19 protein-coding genes are annotated in these 16,254 nt (G+C 75.3%); 11 read left to right on the plus strand and 8 right to left on the minus strand.

Annotated elements, in window-relative coordinates; all coding sequences use genetic code 11:
- Positions 1-28: 28 nt before the first annotated feature.
- Entirely contained in the window at positions 29-688 is a 660-nt protein-coding gene (locus tag ACH9D3_RS06125) for an SDR family oxidoreductase (protein ID WP_396398593.1), read from the minus strand.
- Positions 689-872: 184 nt separating this feature from the next.
- Here ACH9D3_RS06125 and ACH9D3_RS06130 point away from each other — a divergent pair, with 184 nt between their 5' ends.
- Positions 873-1,040: a hypothetical protein gene (locus ACH9D3_RS06130; protein ID WP_396398594.1), complete on the plus strand. Its 168-nt coding sequence runs from the start codon at positions 873-875 to the stop codon at positions 1,038-1,040.
- Positions 1,041-1,112: 72 nt separating this feature from the next.
- Here ACH9D3_RS06130 and ACH9D3_RS06135 read toward each other — a convergent pair whose 3' ends face one another.
- From ACH9D3_RS06135 to ACH9D3_RS06145, 3 genes are all read right to left on the minus strand, one after another.
- Positions 1,113-1,445, minus strand: a complete 333-nt coding sequence (locus ACH9D3_RS06135; protein WP_396398595.1) for a cupin domain-containing protein — start codon at positions 1,443-1,445, stop codon at positions 1,113-1,115.
- On the minus strand, positions 1,433-1,726 hold the full coding sequence (locus ACH9D3_RS06140) for a hypothetical protein (protein WP_396410259.1): 294 nt from the start codon (positions 1,724-1,726) through the stop codon (positions 1,433-1,435). Before ACH9D3_RS06140 ends, ACH9D3_RS06135 begins: the two co-directional genes overlap by 13 nt.
- Positions 1,727-1,826: 100 nt before the next feature.
- Entirely contained in the window at positions 1,827-2,327 is a 501-nt protein-coding gene (locus ACH9D3_RS06145) for a pyridoxamine 5'-phosphate oxidase family protein (protein ID WP_396398597.1), read from the minus strand.
- A gap of 170 nt (positions 2,328-2,497) precedes the next feature.
- On the opposite strand from ACH9D3_RS06145, the gene ACH9D3_RS06150 reads away from it, so the two are divergent.
- Positions 2,498-3,340, plus strand: a complete 843-nt coding sequence (locus tag ACH9D3_RS06150) for an NAD-dependent epimerase/dehydratase family protein (RefSeq protein WP_396410260.1) — start codon at positions 2,498-2,500, stop codon at positions 3,338-3,340.
- On the opposite strand, the gene ACH9D3_RS06155 is transcribed toward ACH9D3_RS06150, so the two are convergent.
- Entirely contained in the window at positions 3,298-4,596 is a 1,299-nt protein-coding gene (locus ACH9D3_RS06155) for a cytochrome P450 (protein WP_396410261.1), read from the minus strand. The two genes, ACH9D3_RS06150 and ACH9D3_RS06155, sit on opposite strands and share 43 nt — an antisense overlap.
- Before the next feature lie 126 nt (positions 4,597-4,722).
- Positions 4,723-4,929 (minus strand): hypothetical protein, encoded by a 207-nt coding sequence (locus tag ACH9D3_RS06160; protein ID WP_396410262.1) that lies wholly within the window; start codon positions 4,927-4,929, stop codon positions 4,723-4,725.
- A 212-nt stretch (positions 4,930-5,141) separates the two neighbouring features.
- Between ACH9D3_RS06160 and ACH9D3_RS06165 the strand changes: the two genes are divergently transcribed.
- Both ACH9D3_RS06165 and ACH9D3_RS06170 read left to right on the plus strand, forming a co-directional pair.
- On the plus strand, positions 5,142-6,152 hold the full coding sequence (locus tag ACH9D3_RS06165) for an ABC transporter ATP-binding protein (RefSeq protein ID WP_396410263.1): 1,011 nt from the start codon (positions 5,142-5,144) through the stop codon (positions 6,150-6,152).
- A complete protein-coding gene (locus ACH9D3_RS06170; RefSeq protein WP_396410264.1) occupies positions 6,149-7,753 on the plus strand; it encodes an ABC transporter permease in 1,605 nt (534 codons plus the stop codon). The genes ACH9D3_RS06165 and ACH9D3_RS06170 overlap by 4 nt, the downstream gene beginning before the upstream one ends.
- 162 nt (positions 7,754-7,915) lie before the next feature.
- Here ACH9D3_RS06170 and ACH9D3_RS06175 read toward each other — a convergent pair whose 3' ends face one another.
- On the minus strand, positions 7,916-8,458 hold the full coding sequence (locus ACH9D3_RS06175) for a DJ-1/PfpI/YhbO family deglycase/protease (RefSeq protein ID WP_396410265.1): 543 nt from the start codon (positions 8,456-8,458) through the stop codon (positions 7,916-7,918).
- A gap of 494 nt (positions 8,459-8,952) precedes the next feature.
- Here ACH9D3_RS06175 and ACH9D3_RS06180 point away from each other — a divergent pair, with 494 nt between their 5' ends.
- Together ACH9D3_RS06180 and ACH9D3_RS06185 are read left to right on the plus strand one after the other, a co-directional pair.
- The gene (locus ACH9D3_RS06180) at positions 8,953-10,023 is read left to right on the plus strand and encodes a HoxN/HupN/NixA family nickel/cobalt transporter (RefSeq protein ID WP_396410266.1); all 1,071 of its coding nucleotides are present in this window, start codon (positions 8,953-8,955) and stop codon (positions 10,021-10,023) included.
- A 5-nt stretch (positions 10,024-10,028) separates the two neighbouring features.
- A complete protein-coding gene (locus tag ACH9D3_RS06185) occupies positions 10,029-10,532 on the plus strand; it encodes a YfcE family phosphodiesterase (RefSeq protein ID WP_396410267.1) in 504 nt (167 codons plus the stop codon).
- 55 nt (positions 10,533-10,587) lie between these two features.
- Here ACH9D3_RS06185 and ACH9D3_RS06190 read toward each other — a convergent pair whose 3' ends face one another.
- Positions 10,588-11,157, minus strand: a complete 570-nt coding sequence (locus ACH9D3_RS06190) for a hypothetical protein (protein WP_396410268.1) — start codon at positions 11,155-11,157, stop codon at positions 10,588-10,590.
- A 241-nt stretch (positions 11,158-11,398) separates the two neighbouring features.
- Here ACH9D3_RS06190 and ACH9D3_RS06195 point away from each other — a divergent pair, with 241 nt between their 5' ends.
- The 5 genes from ACH9D3_RS06195 to ACH9D3_RS06215 all read left to right on the plus strand — a co-directional run bounded on the left by ACH9D3_RS06195 (position 11,399) and on the right by ACH9D3_RS06215 (position 16,054).
- Positions 11,399-11,929 carry a carboxymuconolactone decarboxylase family protein gene (locus tag ACH9D3_RS06195; protein WP_396410269.1) on the plus strand — a complete coding sequence of 177 codons (531 nt, stop codon included), beginning with the start codon at positions 11,399-11,401 and terminating at the stop codon, positions 11,927-11,929.
- On the plus strand, positions 11,926-12,948 hold the full coding sequence (locus ACH9D3_RS06200; RefSeq protein WP_396410270.1) for a pirin family protein: 1,023 nt from the start codon (positions 11,926-11,928) through the stop codon (positions 12,946-12,948). Before ACH9D3_RS06195 ends, ACH9D3_RS06200 begins: the two co-directional genes overlap by 4 nt.
- Positions 12,949-12,969: 21 nt before the next feature.
- The gene (locus tag ACH9D3_RS06205; RefSeq protein WP_396398611.1) at positions 12,970-13,317 is read left to right on the plus strand and encodes a GNAT family N-acetyltransferase; all 348 of its coding nucleotides are present in this window, start codon (positions 12,970-12,972) and stop codon (positions 13,315-13,317) included.
- A gap of 188 nt (positions 13,318-13,505) precedes the next feature.
- The gene (locus ACH9D3_RS06210) at positions 13,506-14,288 is read left to right on the plus strand and encodes a cyclase family protein (protein WP_396410271.1); all 783 of its coding nucleotides are present in this window, start codon (positions 13,506-13,508) and stop codon (positions 14,286-14,288) included.
- Positions 14,285-16,054, plus strand: coding sequence for a thiamine pyrophosphate-binding protein (locus ACH9D3_RS06215; RefSeq protein WP_396410272.1), 1,770 nt, complete (start codon positions 14,285-14,287; stop codon positions 16,052-16,054). The genes ACH9D3_RS06210 and ACH9D3_RS06215 overlap by 4 nt, the downstream gene beginning before the upstream one ends.
- The last annotated feature ends 200 nt before the right edge of the window (positions 16,055-16,254 follow it).

Here is a 16,254-nt window from a genome sequence, read left to right on the forward strand (position 1 = left end):
CCGCCCCTCGTCGGGTGCGCTCAGGCGGTCACGCCTGCACCTCGAGCGCGTCGGCGATCAGCGTGCTCCCGTCGGAGAACTCGATGGTCTTCCCGATCGTGGAGGGGTCGTCCAGCACGGCCGCGATCACGAGCGCCACGTTGGCCCGGGAGGTCTTGTGGTCGCCCTCGCGGTCGCCGGTGGGCACCTCGATCGTGCCGGTCCCCTCGTCGTCGGTGAGGGCGCCGGGACCCACGATCGTCCAGTCCAGCGACGAGGCGCGCAGGTGGTCGTCCGCGTCCGCCTTGGCCTGGGCGTAGGCGTGGAAGGGATCGTCCTCGGGAATGCCGTGGTCCTGGCCGGCGCCGAAGTAGGAGACCATGACGAAGCGCTTGGCGCCGGCCATCACGGCCGCGTCCATCGCGCGGGTCGCCGCGTCCCGGTCCACGGCGTAGGTGCGCTCGGGGCTGCCGCCGCCGGCGCCGGCGCTCCACACCACGGCGTCGTGGCCCTCGAGCAGATCGGCGAGCTGCGCGACCGAGAGCTGCTCGACGTCGGCCACCGAGGGACTCGCACCGGTGTCCTCGACGTCCTGCGTGTGGTCGGGGTTGCGGAAGATGCTCGTGACGTCGTGACCGCCGGTCTTGAGCAGCTGGGAGAGGATGAGTGCGACCTTGCCGTGGCCGCCGATGATGGCTGTGCGGGACATGGGAGTGCTCCTTCGGGTGCAGAGGGGACGTGGTGTTCCTCCCCGACGCTAGCCCTGTCACCTCCGCAGGGACACGCCTCACGCGGAGGGCGAAACCGGGAATGCGCAGCACCCTGCCGGTCCGGGGCGCCGCCGGCTCGGGTAGCCTCGATGCGGCCCGTGATTCCCGACCGAAGGCTCCCCCGTGCTGATCTTCCAGATCCTGCTGTCCGTGATCGCCCTGGTCCTGCTGGTCGCCGCGCTGATCGACGGCGCGTGGACGCTCGCGCTCATCGCCGCGATGATGCTGCTGATCGCCCTCACCGGCGTGTTCGTCGCCTACCGCAGGGAGCAGCACCTGGGCCGCCGCTGACCCGGCCGGCCCCCTGCCGGCACGCCGCGGCGCCCGTCCGGCGGCCCCGGGGGATGCGCGGCGGCGCTGCGGCTACTCCGCGGCGTCCTGGATGCCGGTCACGGCGGTGAGGATGAACACCGAGTCCTCCACGGCCTCCACGGAGTGGCGCTCCACCGGGATGACGTGCAGCTGACCGGCCTCGAGCACCAGGTCCTCGCTCGAGGAGACGCGGATCCGCCCGTGCAGCACCTGCAGGCTCCCGGCGTACGGGGCGCTGTGCTCGGCGAGCACCGTGCCCTCCCTCATGGCCAGCAGGGTCTGGCGCAGCACCTTCTGGTGCAGCAGCCGCTCCGAGCTGCGGCCGTGGCCGTTGTGCCGGGCCTCGTTGAGGTGCTGCAGGGCGATCTCGTTCAGGTGCTGCATGGTTCTCCTCCTGGGTGGGTGATCCGGTCTCCCTCGACCACGGCGACGTCCCGCGGCGTCGCGGGGTTCGGCTGGCCGGGGCCCATGATGTGCTGGACGTCGTACCCGCGCAGCAGCAGGGCCTCGGCCCCGAGGGAGCGGTGGCGGGGCCGCCGGACCGGCTCCGCGCACTCGGTCGCGACGACGACGAGGCGCTGCGCACCGGACTCCTGCAGCAGCTCCACGGACTCCTCGGCGGAGTGTGCGGAGTGCCCCACGGTGTGGACGGTGTGCGCTGCCATGCCCCCACTCTAGTGAGGGTCGTCACCCGGGCACGGGTCGCACCGCGCCGGGGCGCGGCGGCGCGCCCGGGGAGGCAACCGCCCCGGGCGCCGCGGGCGCTCAGCTGCTCCCGGGGTCGTGCTGGACCCAGCGGATCGAGCCCGTGGGCGTCCTCCGGTCGCCGCCCAGCCGGGAGTTCCACGCCTCGTGGTCGGCCATGGTGAAGCGGCGGCCCGTCACCGTCGTCGCGACGACGCGGACGAACCGGTCCTTCACCCCCTCCTGCCAGGGGAACAGCGGCAGCTGCAGGGCCTCCATCAGGGCATGGCCGGGCCGGACGGCCTCTGCCTCGCCCTTGACGACCACGCTCCACGCCGTGGCGGTCGCCGGGTCGTGCCCGTCGATCTCGAGGGCGACCGGCAGGTCCGCGAGCGCTCCGCTCACCTTCGTGCCCAGGCCGGAGCGGAAGACGACCGTGTCGCGGTCGACCACGTAGTTGACGGGGAAGATCTCCGGCGCCCCGTCCACCACGACGGCCAGGCGGCCGACGCCGTCCGCCCGCAGCAGCTCCCAGCACTCGTCGGGCGAGAGCTCCTCCACGTCCTTCCGGTACCACTCCACCGTCGTCCCCTTCCCGTGCGCCTCGGCTGCCCGGACGTGCCCGGCCACCACCTCCCAACCTACGGCGCCGCCCCCGCCGACGGAACAGGACCTCCCGCGCCGACCCGGTCCCGGGACCCGGTCCCCGCTCCAGCTCGGTGCGCGGAGGGGGACGTGGAAGAATCGGCGGCATGAGCGTGGTGATCGCGGGATGCGGAGACCTGGGCACGGAGATCGGGCTGCGGCTGGCCGAGCAGGGGCACGAGGTGCTGGGGCTGCGCCGCCGGGCGGAGCTGCTGGGGCCGCCCCTGATCGGGCTGCCGGTCGATCTGAGCACGGAGGTGCCCGAGCTCCCCGGAGACGTCGAGCTGCTCGTCGTGGCCACCGCCGCGGACGGGCGGACGCCGGAGGCCTACCGGGCGGCCTACGTCGACGGGCTGCGGCACCTGTTCGACGGGCTGAGGGCGGCCGGCGCGCTCCCGCGGCGGGCCCTGCTGATCTCCTCGACCGCCGTGTGCGGGGACGCCGACGGCGCGGAGGTCTCGGAGGACACCCCGCCGGACCCCTCGACCCACACCGCGCAGGTCCTGCTGGAGGCCGAGGAGCTGTTCCACGAGCAGTTCCCGCACGGCACCGTCCTGCGGCTGTCCGGGATCTACGGGCCGGGCCGGACGCGGCTGATCGACAAGGTGCGCTCGGGGGACAGCGCCGCCGGGGCCGCGTGGACCAACCGCATCCACCGGGACGACGCCGCGGCGGCCGCCGTGCACCTGCTCACCATGGACGACCAGCCCCTCACGCTCTACCTCGGCACGGACGACGAGCCCGTGCCCGAGCTCGAGGTCCTCGAGTTCCTGGCGCAGGAGCTCGGCGTCCCGCGACCGGAGGACGTGCCGGAGGCGGACGCTCCCCGCCGCGGCTCGAAGCGGCTGTCCAACCGCCGGCTGCGGGAGTCCGGCGTCGAGCTCCGCCACCCCACCTACCGGGAGGGCTACCGGGCGGTGCTCGCCGGGGAGGGTGTGCGCCACCCCTGACCGGCCCGCACCCGCAGCGCGACGTCGCGCACCTCGTAGGCGGCGATCAGCTCGAGCCACGAGACCTTCGGCGGGCGCGCGAACTCCAGGGGCAGCCGCAGCAGGCGCTGCAGGAAGATGTCGGTCTCCTGGATCGCGATGAACCCGCCCGGGCAGCGGTGCGCGCCGTCCCCGAAGGACAGCACCTCGGGCCGGACCCCCCGTGGCCGGGCCCGCTCCGGGCACAGCTGCCGGGCGTCCTCCCCGAGGGCGTGCTCGTCGGCGTTCGCCTGGCGGACGTAGAGGTCCAGCAGGGTCCCGGCGGGAACCTCGTGCCGCTCGTCGCCGTCCTCCAGGACCAGGTCCTGGGTGGTCCGGCGGTACAGGTGGCCCACCACGGGCTCCAGGCGCAGGATCTCGTGCAGCACGGCGTGCCGGGCCGGTTCGTCGGCCTCGAGGTACTCCTCCCGCAGCCGGTCGTCCTCGAACAGGTGCCAGGCCGCCACCGAGATGAACTCCCGGGTGGTGGCCATGCCGGCGGCGGCGTAGGTGACGCACTCCACGAGGATCTCCCGGTCGGTGTAGCCCTCCGCGAGCAGGTGCGAGACCACGTCCTCCCGGGGCTGCTCCCGCCGCGCCCTGATGGCCGGGCGCACGTCCCGGAGCCGGAAGGCGTTCATCGCCCACATCGGACGCAGGGAGCCGACCACGGCTCCCGCCCGGCCGGCGAGTCGCCGCGGCGCACCGGCGGACGCCGAGGATCCCGTGGGGTGCATGACCGGGCCGCTGAAGAAGCGCTCCAGGCGCCGCGACATCCCGTCGATGTCCGAGTTCGTCAGCCCCACCACCTGGGCGGCGACCTCCACGGAGTAGCGCAGGGTGATCGCCGAGAGCTCGGCCCCGCCGTCCTGCCGGATCCGCTCGACCAGCTCGTCGGCGCGCTCCTCCATCAGGTCCCGGTAGCGGCGGCTGACCGTGGCGGGGGTGAAGAACCGCGCGGTGGCGCTGCGCTGGCGACGGTGCTCGGGACCGTCCGCGTAGAGCACGGGGACGTGGTCTCCGGTCAGACCCCGGCTCGCGGTCTCGGCGCTGAACCCGGCCTGCACCGTGGCGTCGGCCTCCCGCAGCACCTGACGGACCATCGGCAGCGACCGGACGTGCCACACGCCGTCGACCACCTCCACCCGCGGCGTGGCGGACTCACCGGGCGGGGCGGTCCTGCGCCGGTCGCCGTGCGGGACGGGGCAGCGGATCTCGGGACGGGCGTCGTCGCTCATGGAGGACACACTAGCGGCCGGGTGTGACCGCGGACACGCGTCCCGTCCCGGGAACCACCCCCGTGCACGGCGGAGCTCCCCGGTGACCGTCCACCGAAGAGCTCCGCCGCAGGCCCGCGGGGAGGGTCAGTCGTCCTCCTCCTCGCCGCCCTCCTGCTCCTGGCCCTGGTCGTCCTCCTCCTCGCCCCCCTCCTGCTCCTGTCCTTGCTCCTGCTCCTCGCCGCCGCCGGCGGTCTCGGTGTTCTCGCAGCCGGCGACGCCGAGCGCGGCGAACGGGAGGATCCCGATCGCCAGCGCCCTGCGCCACGCGTGCTTGTCGATCTGTACGGTCATGGCTTCACCTCCGGTGCTCCAACGGTAGGCCCGTGACCCCGGGCGGGACAGCCCTCCGGCCCGATCCGTGGCCGGCTCACCGCGACGCCGATCCGCCGGCCGGAAGGCCGGGGCTCCCGGCCACCACGGAGCGCCTCCCTTGTCCCGCCCCGGGCCCGTGCCTAGCGTGGGCGCAGGACCCCCTCGCCGGCACCGACCCGTCAGGAGCACCCATGGACACCCCGGTCATCGAGGCCCGCGGGCTCGTCAAGACCTTCGGCCCCACCGCGGCCCTGGACGGCTTCGACCTCACCGTGGCGCCGGGGCAGGTGGCGGGGTTCCTGGGACCCAACGGCTCCGGGAAGTCCACGGCGATCCGGGTGCTGCTGGGCCTGCTCCGGGCGGACTCGGGGACGGCCACGGTCCTGGGCCTGGACGCCTGGGCGGACGCCGTGGCGATCCACCGCCGCACCGCCTACGTCCCCGGGGACACGAACCTGTGGCCCAACCTGACCGGCGGGGAGATCGTGGACCTGCTCACCGGCATCCGCGGCGGCCGACGACGGCGCCGCCGCCGCGACGAGCTCATCGAGCGCTTCGAGCTCGACCCCACCAAGAAGGCGCGCAGCTACTCGAAGGGCAACCGGCAGAAGGTGGCGCTGGTGGCGGCCCTGGGCGCCGAGGCGGAGCTCTACGTCCTGGACGAGCCGACCTCCGGGCTGGACCCGCTCATGGAGGCCGTGTTCACGGACGAGGTGCGGCGGCTGAGCGAGCAGGGCAGCACCGTCCTGCTCTCGAGCCACATCCTGGCGGAGGTCGAGAAGCTGTGCGACACCGTGACCATCATCCGCGCCGGCCGGGACGTGGAGAGCGGCACCCTCGCCCAGCTGCGCCACCTCACCCGCTCCGCCGTCACGGCCACGACGTCCGCCGCCCCCGGCCGGCTGCGCGACCTGCCGGGCGTGCACCACCTCGAGCACGACGACGGGAGGCTGAGCTTCGACGTCGACGACGCCCGGGTCCCCGAGGTCCTCCGGGCGCTCGCGGACCTGCGGGTGCAGAACCTGACCGTCACGCCGCCCTCGCTCGAGGAGCTCTTCCTGCGCCACTACGGCGACCGGCCGGGTCGGGGCGGCACCGGGCACGACAGCGGGGACGGCAACGGGGACCGCACGGGCAGCGGGGACCGCACGGGCAGCGGCACCGGGGACGACGCCGGGCGGCCCGCGGCGGCGCCGCGATGAGGACCGCCGAGCCGTGGGCCGGGACCGGGCGCCTGTTCCGGCTCAACCTGCGACTGGACCGGGTGCGGGTCCTCGTGTGGGTGCTCGCACTCAGCGGCACCGTCTTCGCGACGGTGCTGGCCCTCGAGGAGACCTTCCCGGACGGCGAGGCCCGCCAGGCCCGCGCGGCCCTGCTGGACAACCCGTCCGCCGTGATGATGACCGGCCCGGCCTTCGGCGCGGACGACTACACGCTGGGGGCCATGACGGTCAACGAGCTGAGCCTGTCGGTGCTCGTGGCGACCGCGATCATGAGCATCCTGCTGGCGAGCCGGCACGTGCGGGCCGAGGAGGAGTCCGGGCGGCTCGAGGTGGTCCGCGCCCTGCCGGTGGGCCGGTTCGCACCGGCCGCCGCCGCGCTCGGGGCGGTCGCCGTGGCGGACGCGGCGGTCGGCGCGGGGATCACGGCGGGGTTGTCCGCCGCGGGCCTGGGCGGGGTCGACGCCGTGGCGTGGGGGCTGGCCACGGCTCTCACGGGTCTCGTGTTCGGGTCCGTGGCGGCCGTGACCGCCCAGCTCACCGAGCACGCGCGGACCGCGTCCGGCACGGCGATGGCCGTGCTCGGCGCTGCCTTCCTGGTGCGCGGGATCGGTGACGTCCTGGAGCCCACCGGCTCGTGGCTGTCCTGGTTCTCGCCGATCGCCTGGGCCCAGCAGACCCGGCTCTACGTGGACCTGCGGTGGTGGCCGCTGGCGCTCTCGGCGGCACTGACAGCGGTGCTGCTCGCAGCGGCCGTGCTCCTGGCCCAGCGGAGGGACCTGGGCGCCGGGCTGCGGCCGGCCCGGCCCGGTCCGGCCGCCGCGCGCCCGTCCCTGCTCTCCGCGACCGGGCTCGCGCGCCGGCTGCTGCGCGGCACGTTCCTCGGGTGGACCGCGGGACTCGTCCTGTTCGGACTGGCGTTCGGGTCGCTGGCCGACTCCCTGGAGGACAGCATCGCGGACATCCCGTCGATCACCGAGTGGCTCGCGATGGACCTCGACGCGCTCACCGAGTCCTTCGCCGCCGCGACGCTGTCCTACCTCGCGCTCGGGGTGGCCGCGTTCGCCGTCTCGGGCGTGCTGCGGCTGCGCGCGGAGGAGGACGCCGGCCGCACCGCCCTCGTCCTCTCGACGGGTCCCACCCGGGTGCGCTGGGTGCTGGGCTGGCTCGCCGTCGTCGTCGTGCAGGCCCTGCTGGCCCTGGTGCTGGCCGGGGCGGCGCTGGGCGCCGGCGTCACGGCGACCACGGGCGACCCGCGCTGGACCGGTGAGCTCGCCCTGGCGGCCCTGGCCTACTACCCCGCGGTGCTCGTCGTGGCCGGGGTCGCCGCCGCGCTGGTGGGTCTCGCCCCGCGGGCCGCCGCGCTGAGCTGGGCCCTGGTCGCGTACGTGGTCTTCGTCGCGTGGTTCGGCCTGCTGCTGGACATGCCCGACTGGGCCATGGACCTCTCCCCCGTGCAGCTCACGCCGCTCGTGCCCTCCGAGGACCGGGCGGCCGCCCCCCTCCTGGGTCTGGGGGCGCTGGCGCTCGTGCTCCTGGCCGCGGGCGTCGCCGGGTTCCGCCGCCGGGACCTGCTGACCTGAGGCCGGCCGCCCTGCGACGGCCCTGCTCCTGCCGTCCTGGGCCTGCCGCCGCACAGCACCGAGGGGGCGCTGCCGGAGGGCATCGCATCGGATGCCGTCCGGGAGCGCCCCCTCGGCGTGCAGGTGGACGGGAGGAGCCCCCTCGGGGGAGGAGGGAGCCGGTCAGCCCGCGATCAGCTTCAGCGCCTCCCGGTTGAAGGCCTCGAGGTCGCCCGGGTTGCGGGAGGTGACGAGCCGGCCGTCGACGACGACCTCCTCGTCGACCCAGTCCGCGCCCGCGTTCCTGAGGTCCGTGGCGAGGGAGGTGTAGGACGTCAGCCGCTTGCCCTGCGCGAGCCCGGCCTCGATGAGGATCCAGGGGGCGTGGCAGATGGCGGCGATCGGCTTGCCCGCGGCGTCGAACTCCTGGACGAGGCGCAGCGCGTCCTGGTCCACGCGCACGTTGTCGGCGTTGAGGGTGCCGCCGGGCAGGACCAGCGCGTCGAAGTCCTCGGCCCTGGCCTCGGCGAGGGTGCCGTCGACGTCGTAGCTGCCGGCCCGGTCCCAGTCGCCGGTCAGGGCGGTGATGCTGCCGGACTCGGCGGAGAGCAGCACGGGGGTGCCGCCTGCCTGCTCGACGGCCTTCCAGGGCTCGGTGAGCTCCGGCTCCTCGACGCCGTTCGTGGCGATGAACGCGATCTTCTTGCCGGTGATGTCGGTGGTCATGGACTGCCTCCTGGTGCGGTGGAACGGTGCTGCGGACGTGCGCTCGAGGTGTGTGCCGCGGGGCGCCGGCGGCCGCTGCGGCCGGACGGCGCCGAGGTGCTTCCCGAACGCGCCGCGGACGTCGACCTCGGTGCGGTCCGCGTCGCGACCCGTCCACTGTTGGCACGCCGGGCCCGGAAAGGGAAGCGCAGGAGGGCCGCGTTCTCACTGGGCGATATGGCGGACCGCCGGGCACCGGCGGCACGCCGGCCCCCGGAACACTGCCGTAACACCCCGCCGGTACCGTCGAGACGCCCGGCGGCGCCCGCCGGTCGCCGGGCGGGACACACCGTGGACGTCGTCGACGCCCCCGCCCCGGGGGCCGCAGCCACCTCGTCCAGGAGCTGATCCGCAGATCGACGGGGCATCCGGGGCCCTCCGTGCGCACGGTCCCGGCCGACGCCACCTGTCCCACTGACCTCTCCCCCGAAGACCACCCCGGCGAAAGGCCCGTCGTGACCACCTCCCGCACCGTCCCACCGTCCGCCGCCGGACGGCGCACCGTGACCGTGATCGGCACTGCCGTCGTCCTCCTGCACCTGGTGGGCTGGGGCGCGCTGCTCGCCCTCGCGCCGGGCGCCGAAACCTCGCAGGGCGGCACGGGACTGTTCGTGGGGCTCGCCCTCAGCGCCTACGCCTTGGGGATCCGGCACGCCTTCGACGCCGACCACATCGCGGCCATCGACAACGCGACCCGTGCGCTGATGGCGCGCGGCCGCGAGTCCGCCGCGACCGGCTTCTGGTTCGCCCTGGGCCACTCCTCCGTGGTCCTCGTCTCCGTGCTGCTGCTGACCCTCGGCCTCGAGGCCTTCGCCGGCGGCCTCGCGGACGAGGGCTCCGGGCTGCGCCGGGCCGCCGGCATCTGGGGCGGCACCGTCTCCGGGCTGTTCCTCCTCACCGCCGGGGTGCTCAACCTGGCCGTCCTGCTCCGCCTGGGCCGCGCCCGGCGTGCCGCACGCACCGGCACCCTGGATGCCGCCGAACTGGACGCCCGCCTCGCCGACCGGGGCGTGCTGCACCGCGTGCTGCATCCCGTGACCCGCGTGGTGGACCGACCGGCGAAGATGTACCCGGTCGGTCTCCTCTTCGGCCTCGGCCTGGACACCGCGGCCTCGATCGGGCTGTTCGTCATGGCCGGCGGGCTCGCACCCGAGCTGCCCTGGTACGCGGTGCTCGTGCTCCCCGTGCTCTTCACCGCGGGCATGACGACGTTCGACAGCGCCGACGGCGTCCTGATGCACCGGGTCTACGGGTGGGCATCGGTCGACGCCCACCGCCGGCTGGACTACAACCTCACGGTGACCACCGTCTCGGTGGCCATCGCCTTGGTGATCGGCGGGACGAGCCTGCTGTCCGTGCTCGCCGAGCTCGTGCGGCCGACCGGCGGGGTGCTCGCCCTCGTGGCGGCGGTCGACCTCAACTTCCTCGGGATGGCCGTGATCGTCTTCTTCGGGACCGTCTGGCTGGGCGCGCGGGGCCTGGACCGGATCCGCCGCGACGGACGACCGGCCCCTGTGCGAGGCTGATCCCCATGGTCCGACTGCTCCTGCTCGCCGACACGCACGTCCCCAAGCGCGCCCGTGATCTGCCCGCCGCGGTGTGGCGGGCCGTCGACGACGCCGACGTGGTGCTCCACGCGGGCGACTGGATCGACCTCGCGACCCTCGACCGGCTCGAGGAGCGGGCCGCGCGGCTGGTGGGCGTGTGGGGCAACAACGACGGACCCGAGCTGCGCGAGCGGCTGCCGGAGGTGGCCCGCGAGACGATCGGGGGCGTGCGCTTCGGCATGGTGCACGAGACCGGCGCCGCCGCCGGGCGGGAGGCCCGCATGGACCGGGAGTTCCCCGGCCTGGACGTCCTGGTCTTCGGCCACAGCCACATCCCGTGGGACAGCACCACGCCCGGGGGCCTGCGACTGCTCAATCCCGGCTCCCCGACGGACCGGCGGCGGCAGCCGCACTGCACCTACCTCACCGCGGTCGCCGGCGACGGCCGGCTCGCGGACGTCGAGCTCGTCCGCCTCCCGCGGCGCTGACGCACCGCGGCGCGGCCCGCAGGCCCGGCCCGGACGGACCGGCCGGGCCGTCCGCTCAGAGGAGGCCCCGCAGCTTGTAGTAGCGCCGGCCCACCAGGGTCCCGTTGATGCGGATCGCCGCCCACACCAGCACGAGCAGCAGGGCGAGCACCACGGCCGGGACGGGCACGAACAGCGCCCACACCACGAGCGCCATGCCGGACACGGTCAGCAGGATCGGCCAGGCGTACTGGACCATCTCCACCGCCATGTAGTCCTGCATCTCCCGCAGGGCCGGGTCCTGCGGCACGGCGCCGCGGCGCACCGACGTCCGCAGCCCCTTGGACGCCCGTGCCCGGGCGTCCATGAGATCGTTGCGGGGGGCGTCGTCCGCGCGGGTGAGCGACAGGATGATGCCGACGACGAGCAGCGCCGCCCCGCCCACCACGAGCCCCCACTGGACAGGGCTCAGGAACCCGCGCTCGCCCAGCAGCAGCGCGGCCGCGATGCCGCCCAGCAGCCCCACGACCAGGCTCGCCACGAGGGCGAGGACGATCCGCCGGGCCCAGATCGCATCGAGCTCCCCCAGCCGTGGGATCTGCACGTGCGGGTGGTCGGCCCCGCTGAGCCGGATCTCCTCGTCCATGGCCGTACCGTCCTCTCGTCGCTCTGCTTCTCCTGCGCGGTCACCCCCATTGTCCCGTGCACCGGACGTCGTGGCACGTCCGGCCCCGCCCCGGGCACGGACGGACCCGGGAGGGCACGCGCACGGCCGCCCCTGTCGCCGGTCCCGCCCTTGACGGAGCACCGCCGGGGGTATTCGCTGGGAGCAGGGCGGAGCCGCAGGGAGCAGGCGAGCGGATCCGTGACAACCGTGAGGAGAGTCCATGACCGCGAGTGACCACTTCTACCTCGACAAGGCGGAACCCGGCAGCTGGCGGGCGCTCAACGGTCTGGCGCGCAAGGTCGCCGCCGCGGCCGAGGAGGCCGGCCTGTCCCGGGCGCTGCTGGAGCTGCTCAACCTCAGGGTCTCCCAGCTCAACGGGTGCGCCTACTGCCTGGACCTGCACACCCGCTACGCGGAGGAGGCCGGCGTGGGTCCGCAGAAGCTGGCCGTGCTCACCGCCTGGCGCGAGACGGAGCTGTTCACCGAGCTGGAGCGGTCCGCGCTGGCCATCGGGGAGGCCGTGACCGAGCTGCCCGACGAGGAGACCCGGCTGGCGGAGCTGGCGGTGGCCCGGGCGGAGCTGACCGACGAGCAGTACTCCGCGCTGCAGTGGGCGGCGATCGCGATCAACGCCTTCAACCGGGTCTCGGTCCTCTCCCGGCACCGCGTCCGGCCCCGCCCGGACGCGGTGGAGGAGCCGGCGCCCGGTGCCGCGCGCACCTCCGCGGCCGCCGTCGGAGGCACGGCGTGACCAATCTGGACGTGGATCCGCAGGAGCTCCTGTGCACCGAGACCGGCGGGGCCGGCGCGCGGCTGCTGCCCCCGCGGGAGGTGCCCCTGGGCGGTCCCCGGGCCATGACCGTCCGCCGCACCCTGCCCCAGCGGCAGCGCAGCCTCATCGGGGCGTGGTGCTTCGTCGACCACTACGGCCCCGACCTCGTCGCGGAGACCGGAGGCATGCGGGTGGCACGCCACCCGCACACCGGTCTGGCCACGGTGAGCCTGCTGTTCACCGGGGGCGTCGCCCACCGGGACTCGGCCGGCTTCGCGGCGGACGTCCGGCCCGGGGAGGTGAACCTGATGATCGCCGGGCGCGGGATCTCCCACCAGGAGTTCTCCACCGAGGACACCACGACCCTGCACGGGGTGCAGCTCTGGTACGCCCTGCCGGACGCGACCCGGCACATGGCCCCGACGTTCGAGCACCACGCCCCGGAACCGGTGCTCGGCGAGGGCACCGAGCTGCGGGTCTTCCTGGGATCCCTGGCCGGCAGCACGTCGCCCGTGGACACCTTCACCCCGCCCCTGGTCGCCGCCGAGGCGCTGCTGGAGCCCGGGGCGCGGCTGGTCCTGGACCTGGACCCCGCTCTCGAGCACGGGGTCCTGCTGGACGCCGGGGACCTGGCGCTCAACGGCACGCCCGTGCCGGTGGACCACCTCGCCTACCTCCCGGTGGGACGGGGGTCCGTGGTGCTCGAGGCCGGCACCGACCCGGTCCGGCTGCTGCTCATCGGCGGAGAGCCGCTGGGCGAGCAGATCGTGATGTGGTGGAACTTCGTGGGCCGCACCCACGAGGAGGTCGTGGCCTACCGTACCGCGTGGCAGGCAGAGATCGGCGCGGAGATCGGCGCGGAGCCGGCGACCCCGCCCCCCGGCGGCGTCTACGCCGACGGGGCGCCGTACCCGCGCTTCGGCCCCTATCCTCCCGACCAGCCCGCCCCTCTGCCCGCGCCCGCACTGCCCACCGTCCAGCTGCGGCCCCGCGGCTGAGCCCGGCGTCAGGAGAACACCGTGGACACCACTGCCCTCGAGGTCCGGAACGATCCCGCCCGGCACCGCTACGAGCTCCTCGACGGGGAGACGGTCATCGGCGCTGCCCACTGGGTGGACGTCGAGGGCCCGGACGGGCCGCAGCGGATCTTCCACCACACCACCGTGGACGACGCCCGCAGCGGCCAGGGCCTGGGGTCCACGCTGGTCCGGCACGCCCTGGACGACACGATCGGCGCCGGCCTGGCGGTCGTCCCGGTGTGCCCCTACGTCGAGAACTGGCTGGGCAAGCATCCCGACCACCAGCGGCACGCCGTGCCCGTGCGGCCCGAGCACCTCGCCGCCGTCCCGCGGCCGGAGCGGCGCTGAGCACGCACGCCGGGGCGGACCGGGGCGCGCCGGCCCCGGCCGTGCGTCCGCTGCCGGACCCCGGGGACGCACGGCACGGCGCCCCCGGGCCGCGTCGGCCGGCAGCACCCCGCGCCGGGGGGAGAATGGGCGACGGAACGACAGCCAGGGCCCTGCCGACGGGGCATCGGATCACGGAGGGTGACGTCATGGGCGTGCTGGACGAACTGGGGGCGGCGCTGTCCGCCGGGACCGTGGAGATCGTGGACCTCACCACGCCCCTGGACCAGGAGACCCCGATCCTGCGGCTGCCGGAGCCCTTCGCCAACACGGTGGGCCTGTCCATGACCCCGGTGAGCGCCTTCGACGACGCCGGCCCCGGCTGGGCGTGGAACGACCTCCGGCTGGGCGAGCACGCCGGCACGCACCTGGACGCCCCCGTGCACTGGATCACCGGCCGGGACGGGCTGTCGGTGGACCGGATCGAGCCGGCACGGCTCGTGGGGCCGGCCGCCGTCCTGGACCTCACGGCCGAGGCCGAGGCGGACGCCGACGCGCTGCTGGAGCCCGAGCACCTGGAGCGGTGGGAGGCCGAGCACGGGCGCTTCCCCGAGAACTGCTGGGTGCTGCTGCGCACCGGCTGGTCCGCGCGCGGGGAGGACCCCGAGCGGTTCCTGAACGCCGACGAGAACGGCCTGCACGCCCCCGGCCCCTCCGTGGCCGCGGCGCGGTGGCTGGCGGCGCACCCGCACGTCAGCGGTTTCGGGGTGGAGACGGTCGGCATCGACGCGGGCATCGCCGGCGGCTTCGACCCGCCCTTCCCGGCGCACCACCACCTGCTGGGGCACGACAAGTACGGGCTGACCTCCCTGCGCCGTCTCGACCGGCTGCCGGTGCTCGGCGCGCAGCTGGTGGTCGCGCCCCTGCCCATCGTGGGCGGCACGGGCAGCCCCGCCCGGGTGCTCGCCCTCGTCGAGCGGCCCGGGGCGTGACCGGCACGGTCGCGGAGCTCGTGGGCCGCGCCCTCGCGGAGCTGGGGGCCGGGCACGTCTTCGGCGTGGTCGGCAGCGGGAACCTCCACCTCACCAACGCGCTGATCGCGGCGGGCGTCCCCTTCACGGCCGCCCGGCACGAGAACGGCGCCGCGACCATGGCCGACGCCTGGGCCCGCACGAGCGGGCGCGTGGCAGTGGTGACCACCCACCAGGGCTGCGGTCTGACCAACGCGACCACCGGCATCGGCGAGGCCGCGAAGTCCCGCACCCCGCTGATCGTGCTCACCGCCGACACCCAGGCCGCGGCCGTGCACTCGAACTTCCGCATCGACCAGGACGCCCTCGCCCGCTCCGTGGGCGCGGTGGCGGAGCGGGTGCACTCCCCCGCGAGCGCCGTGGCCGACGTCGTCCGCGCCTTCCGCCGCGCCCGCAACGACCGCCGCACCGTGGTGCTGAGCGTCCCGCTCGACGTCCAGGCCGCTCCCGCCCCCGCGTCCGTCGTGGTGCCGGTGCTCCCGCCCGCGCCGCGGGTGCGCCCGGACGACGACGCCGTGGCGCGCCTGGCCGCGGTGCTGGCCGCCGCGCGCCGGCCGGTGTTCGTGGCGGGACGCGGAGCCCGGGCCGCCCGCGCCGAACTGGCGGCCCTCGCCGAGCGCACGGGCGCCCTGCTGGCGACCTCGGCGGTGGCCAAGGGCCTGTTCTCCGGGGAGGACTTCGACCTCGGCATCTCCGGCGGCTTCTCCTCCCCGCTGACCGCCCGGCTGATCGGTGAGGCCGACCTCGTCGTGGGGTGGGGCTGCGCCCTGAACATGTGGACCACGCGGCACGGCCGCCTCATCGACCCGGCGGCCGCGGTCGTGCAGGTCGACCTCGAGGAGTCCGCGCTCGGCGCCCACCGGCCCGTGGACCGGCCCCTGGAGCTCGGGGTCGTGGGCGACTGCGCGCTCACCGCGCAGGACGTCCTCGCCGCACTAGGGCCCGCTGCAGCTCCGCGGGACGGTGCGCCTCCGCAGGACGGTGCGTCCCCGGAGAACAGCGCCGAGGCCGGGGACAGGGCGGAGGGCGGTGCCCCGCGGGAAGGTGCCGCCCCGGCGTCGTCGTGGCGCACGCCCGAACTGGCGGCGCGGATCGCACGGGAGGGCAGCTGGCGGGACGTCCCGTTCGAGGACCTGTCCACGGCGGAGCGGATCGACCCGCGGGTGCTGTCCCGCGAGCTGGACGCCGTCCTGCCCGCCGAGCGCGTGGTCGCGGTGGACAGCGGCAACTTCATGGGCTACCCCAGCCAGTACCTGTCCGTGCCGGACGAGCACGGGTTCTGCTTCACGCAGGCCTTCCAGTCGGTCGGGCTGGGCCTGGCCACCGCCGTCGGCGCCGCCCTGGCGCAGCCGCACCGGCTGCCGGTGCTCGGCACCGGGGACGGCGGCTTCCTCATGGGGATCGCGGAGCTCGAGACCGCGGTCCGGCTGGGGCTGCCCCTGGTGTGCGTCGTCTACGACGACGCCGCGTACGGCGCGGAGGTGCACCACTTCGCCGGCCGGGAGGACGGGGACGTGCCGCTGGACACGGTCGTCTTCCCGGACGTCGACATCGCGGCGATCGGCCGGGGCTTCGGCGCCGACGGCGTGGTGGTGCGCACCGTCGAGGACCTGGCCGCCGTGCGCGCCTGGACGGAGGGCCCGCGGGACCGCCCGCTGGTCGTCGACGCCAAGATCGCCTCCGACGGCGGGGCGTGGTGGCTGGCCGAGGCCTTCCGCGGGCACTGACGCCCCGGGCAGCTCCCGCGCGCGGCCGCCGGCGCCGGCGCCGGCGGGAAGGGAACGAGCCGCACCGCGTCCCGCGGAGACCGGGGCCGGGTGCACGACCTCGGCCGGGCGGCGCTCGCCCGCCGCGACGACGTCCGGGAGGATCGAGCGGGAGCCGGGCCGGTGCCGCCCGGCCGGAGGGCGTTCCGTGCCGGAGGGCG

It is taken from the genome of Kocuria kalidii (assembly GCF_044462225.1).
GTDB classification, from domain to species: domain Bacteria; phylum Actinomycetota; class Actinomycetes; order Actinomycetales; family Micrococcaceae; genus Kocuria; species Kocuria kalidii.

Excerpts from the sequence above, each read along its gene's own strand:
- ACH9D3_RS06125 (WP_396398593.1), bottom strand. The coding sequence starts at position 688 with ATGTCCCGCACAGCCATCATCGGCGGCCACGGCAAGGTCGCACTCATC.
- ACH9D3_RS06135 (WP_396398595.1), bottom strand. The coding sequence starts at position 1,445 with ATGCAGCACCTGAACGAGATCGCCCTGCAGCACCTCAACGAGGCCCGG.
- ACH9D3_RS06140 (WP_396410259.1), bottom strand. The coding sequence starts at position 1,726 with ATGGCAGCGCACACCGTCCACACCGTGGGGCACTCCGCACACTCCGCC.
- ACH9D3_RS06150 (WP_396410260.1), top strand. The coding sequence starts at position 2,498 with ATGAGCGTGGTGATCGCGGGATGCGGAGACCTGGGCACGGAGATCGGG.
- ACH9D3_RS06155 (WP_396410261.1), bottom strand. The coding sequence starts at position 4,596 with ATGAGCGACGACGCCCGTCCCGAGATCCGCTGCCCCGTCCCGCACGGC.
- ACH9D3_RS06160 (WP_396410262.1), bottom strand. The coding sequence starts at position 4,929 with ATGACCGTACAGATCGACAAGCACGCGTGGCGCAGGGCGCTGGCGATC.
- ACH9D3_RS06165 (WP_396410263.1), top strand. The coding sequence starts at position 5,142 with ATGGACACCCCGGTCATCGAGGCCCGCGGGCTCGTCAAGACCTTCGGC.
- ACH9D3_RS06170 (WP_396410264.1), top strand. The coding sequence starts at position 6,149 with ATGAGGACCGCCGAGCCGTGGGCCGGGACCGGGCGCCTGTTCCGGCTC.
- ACH9D3_RS06175 (WP_396410265.1), bottom strand. The coding sequence starts at position 8,458 with ATGACCACCGACATCACCGGCAAGAAGATCGCGTTCATCGCCACGAAC.
- ACH9D3_RS06185 (WP_396410267.1), top strand. The coding sequence starts at position 10,029 with ATGGTCCGACTGCTCCTGCTCGCCGACACGCACGTCCCCAAGCGCGCC.
- ACH9D3_RS06190 (WP_396410268.1), bottom strand. The coding sequence starts at position 11,157 with ATGGACGAGGAGATCCGGCTCAGCGGGGCCGACCACCCGCACGTGCAG.
- ACH9D3_RS06195 (WP_396410269.1), top strand. The coding sequence starts at position 11,399 with ATGACCGCGAGTGACCACTTCTACCTCGACAAGGCGGAACCCGGCAGC.
- ACH9D3_RS06210 (WP_396410271.1), top strand. The coding sequence starts at position 13,506 with ATGGGCGTGCTGGACGAACTGGGGGCGGCGCTGTCCGCCGGGACCGTG.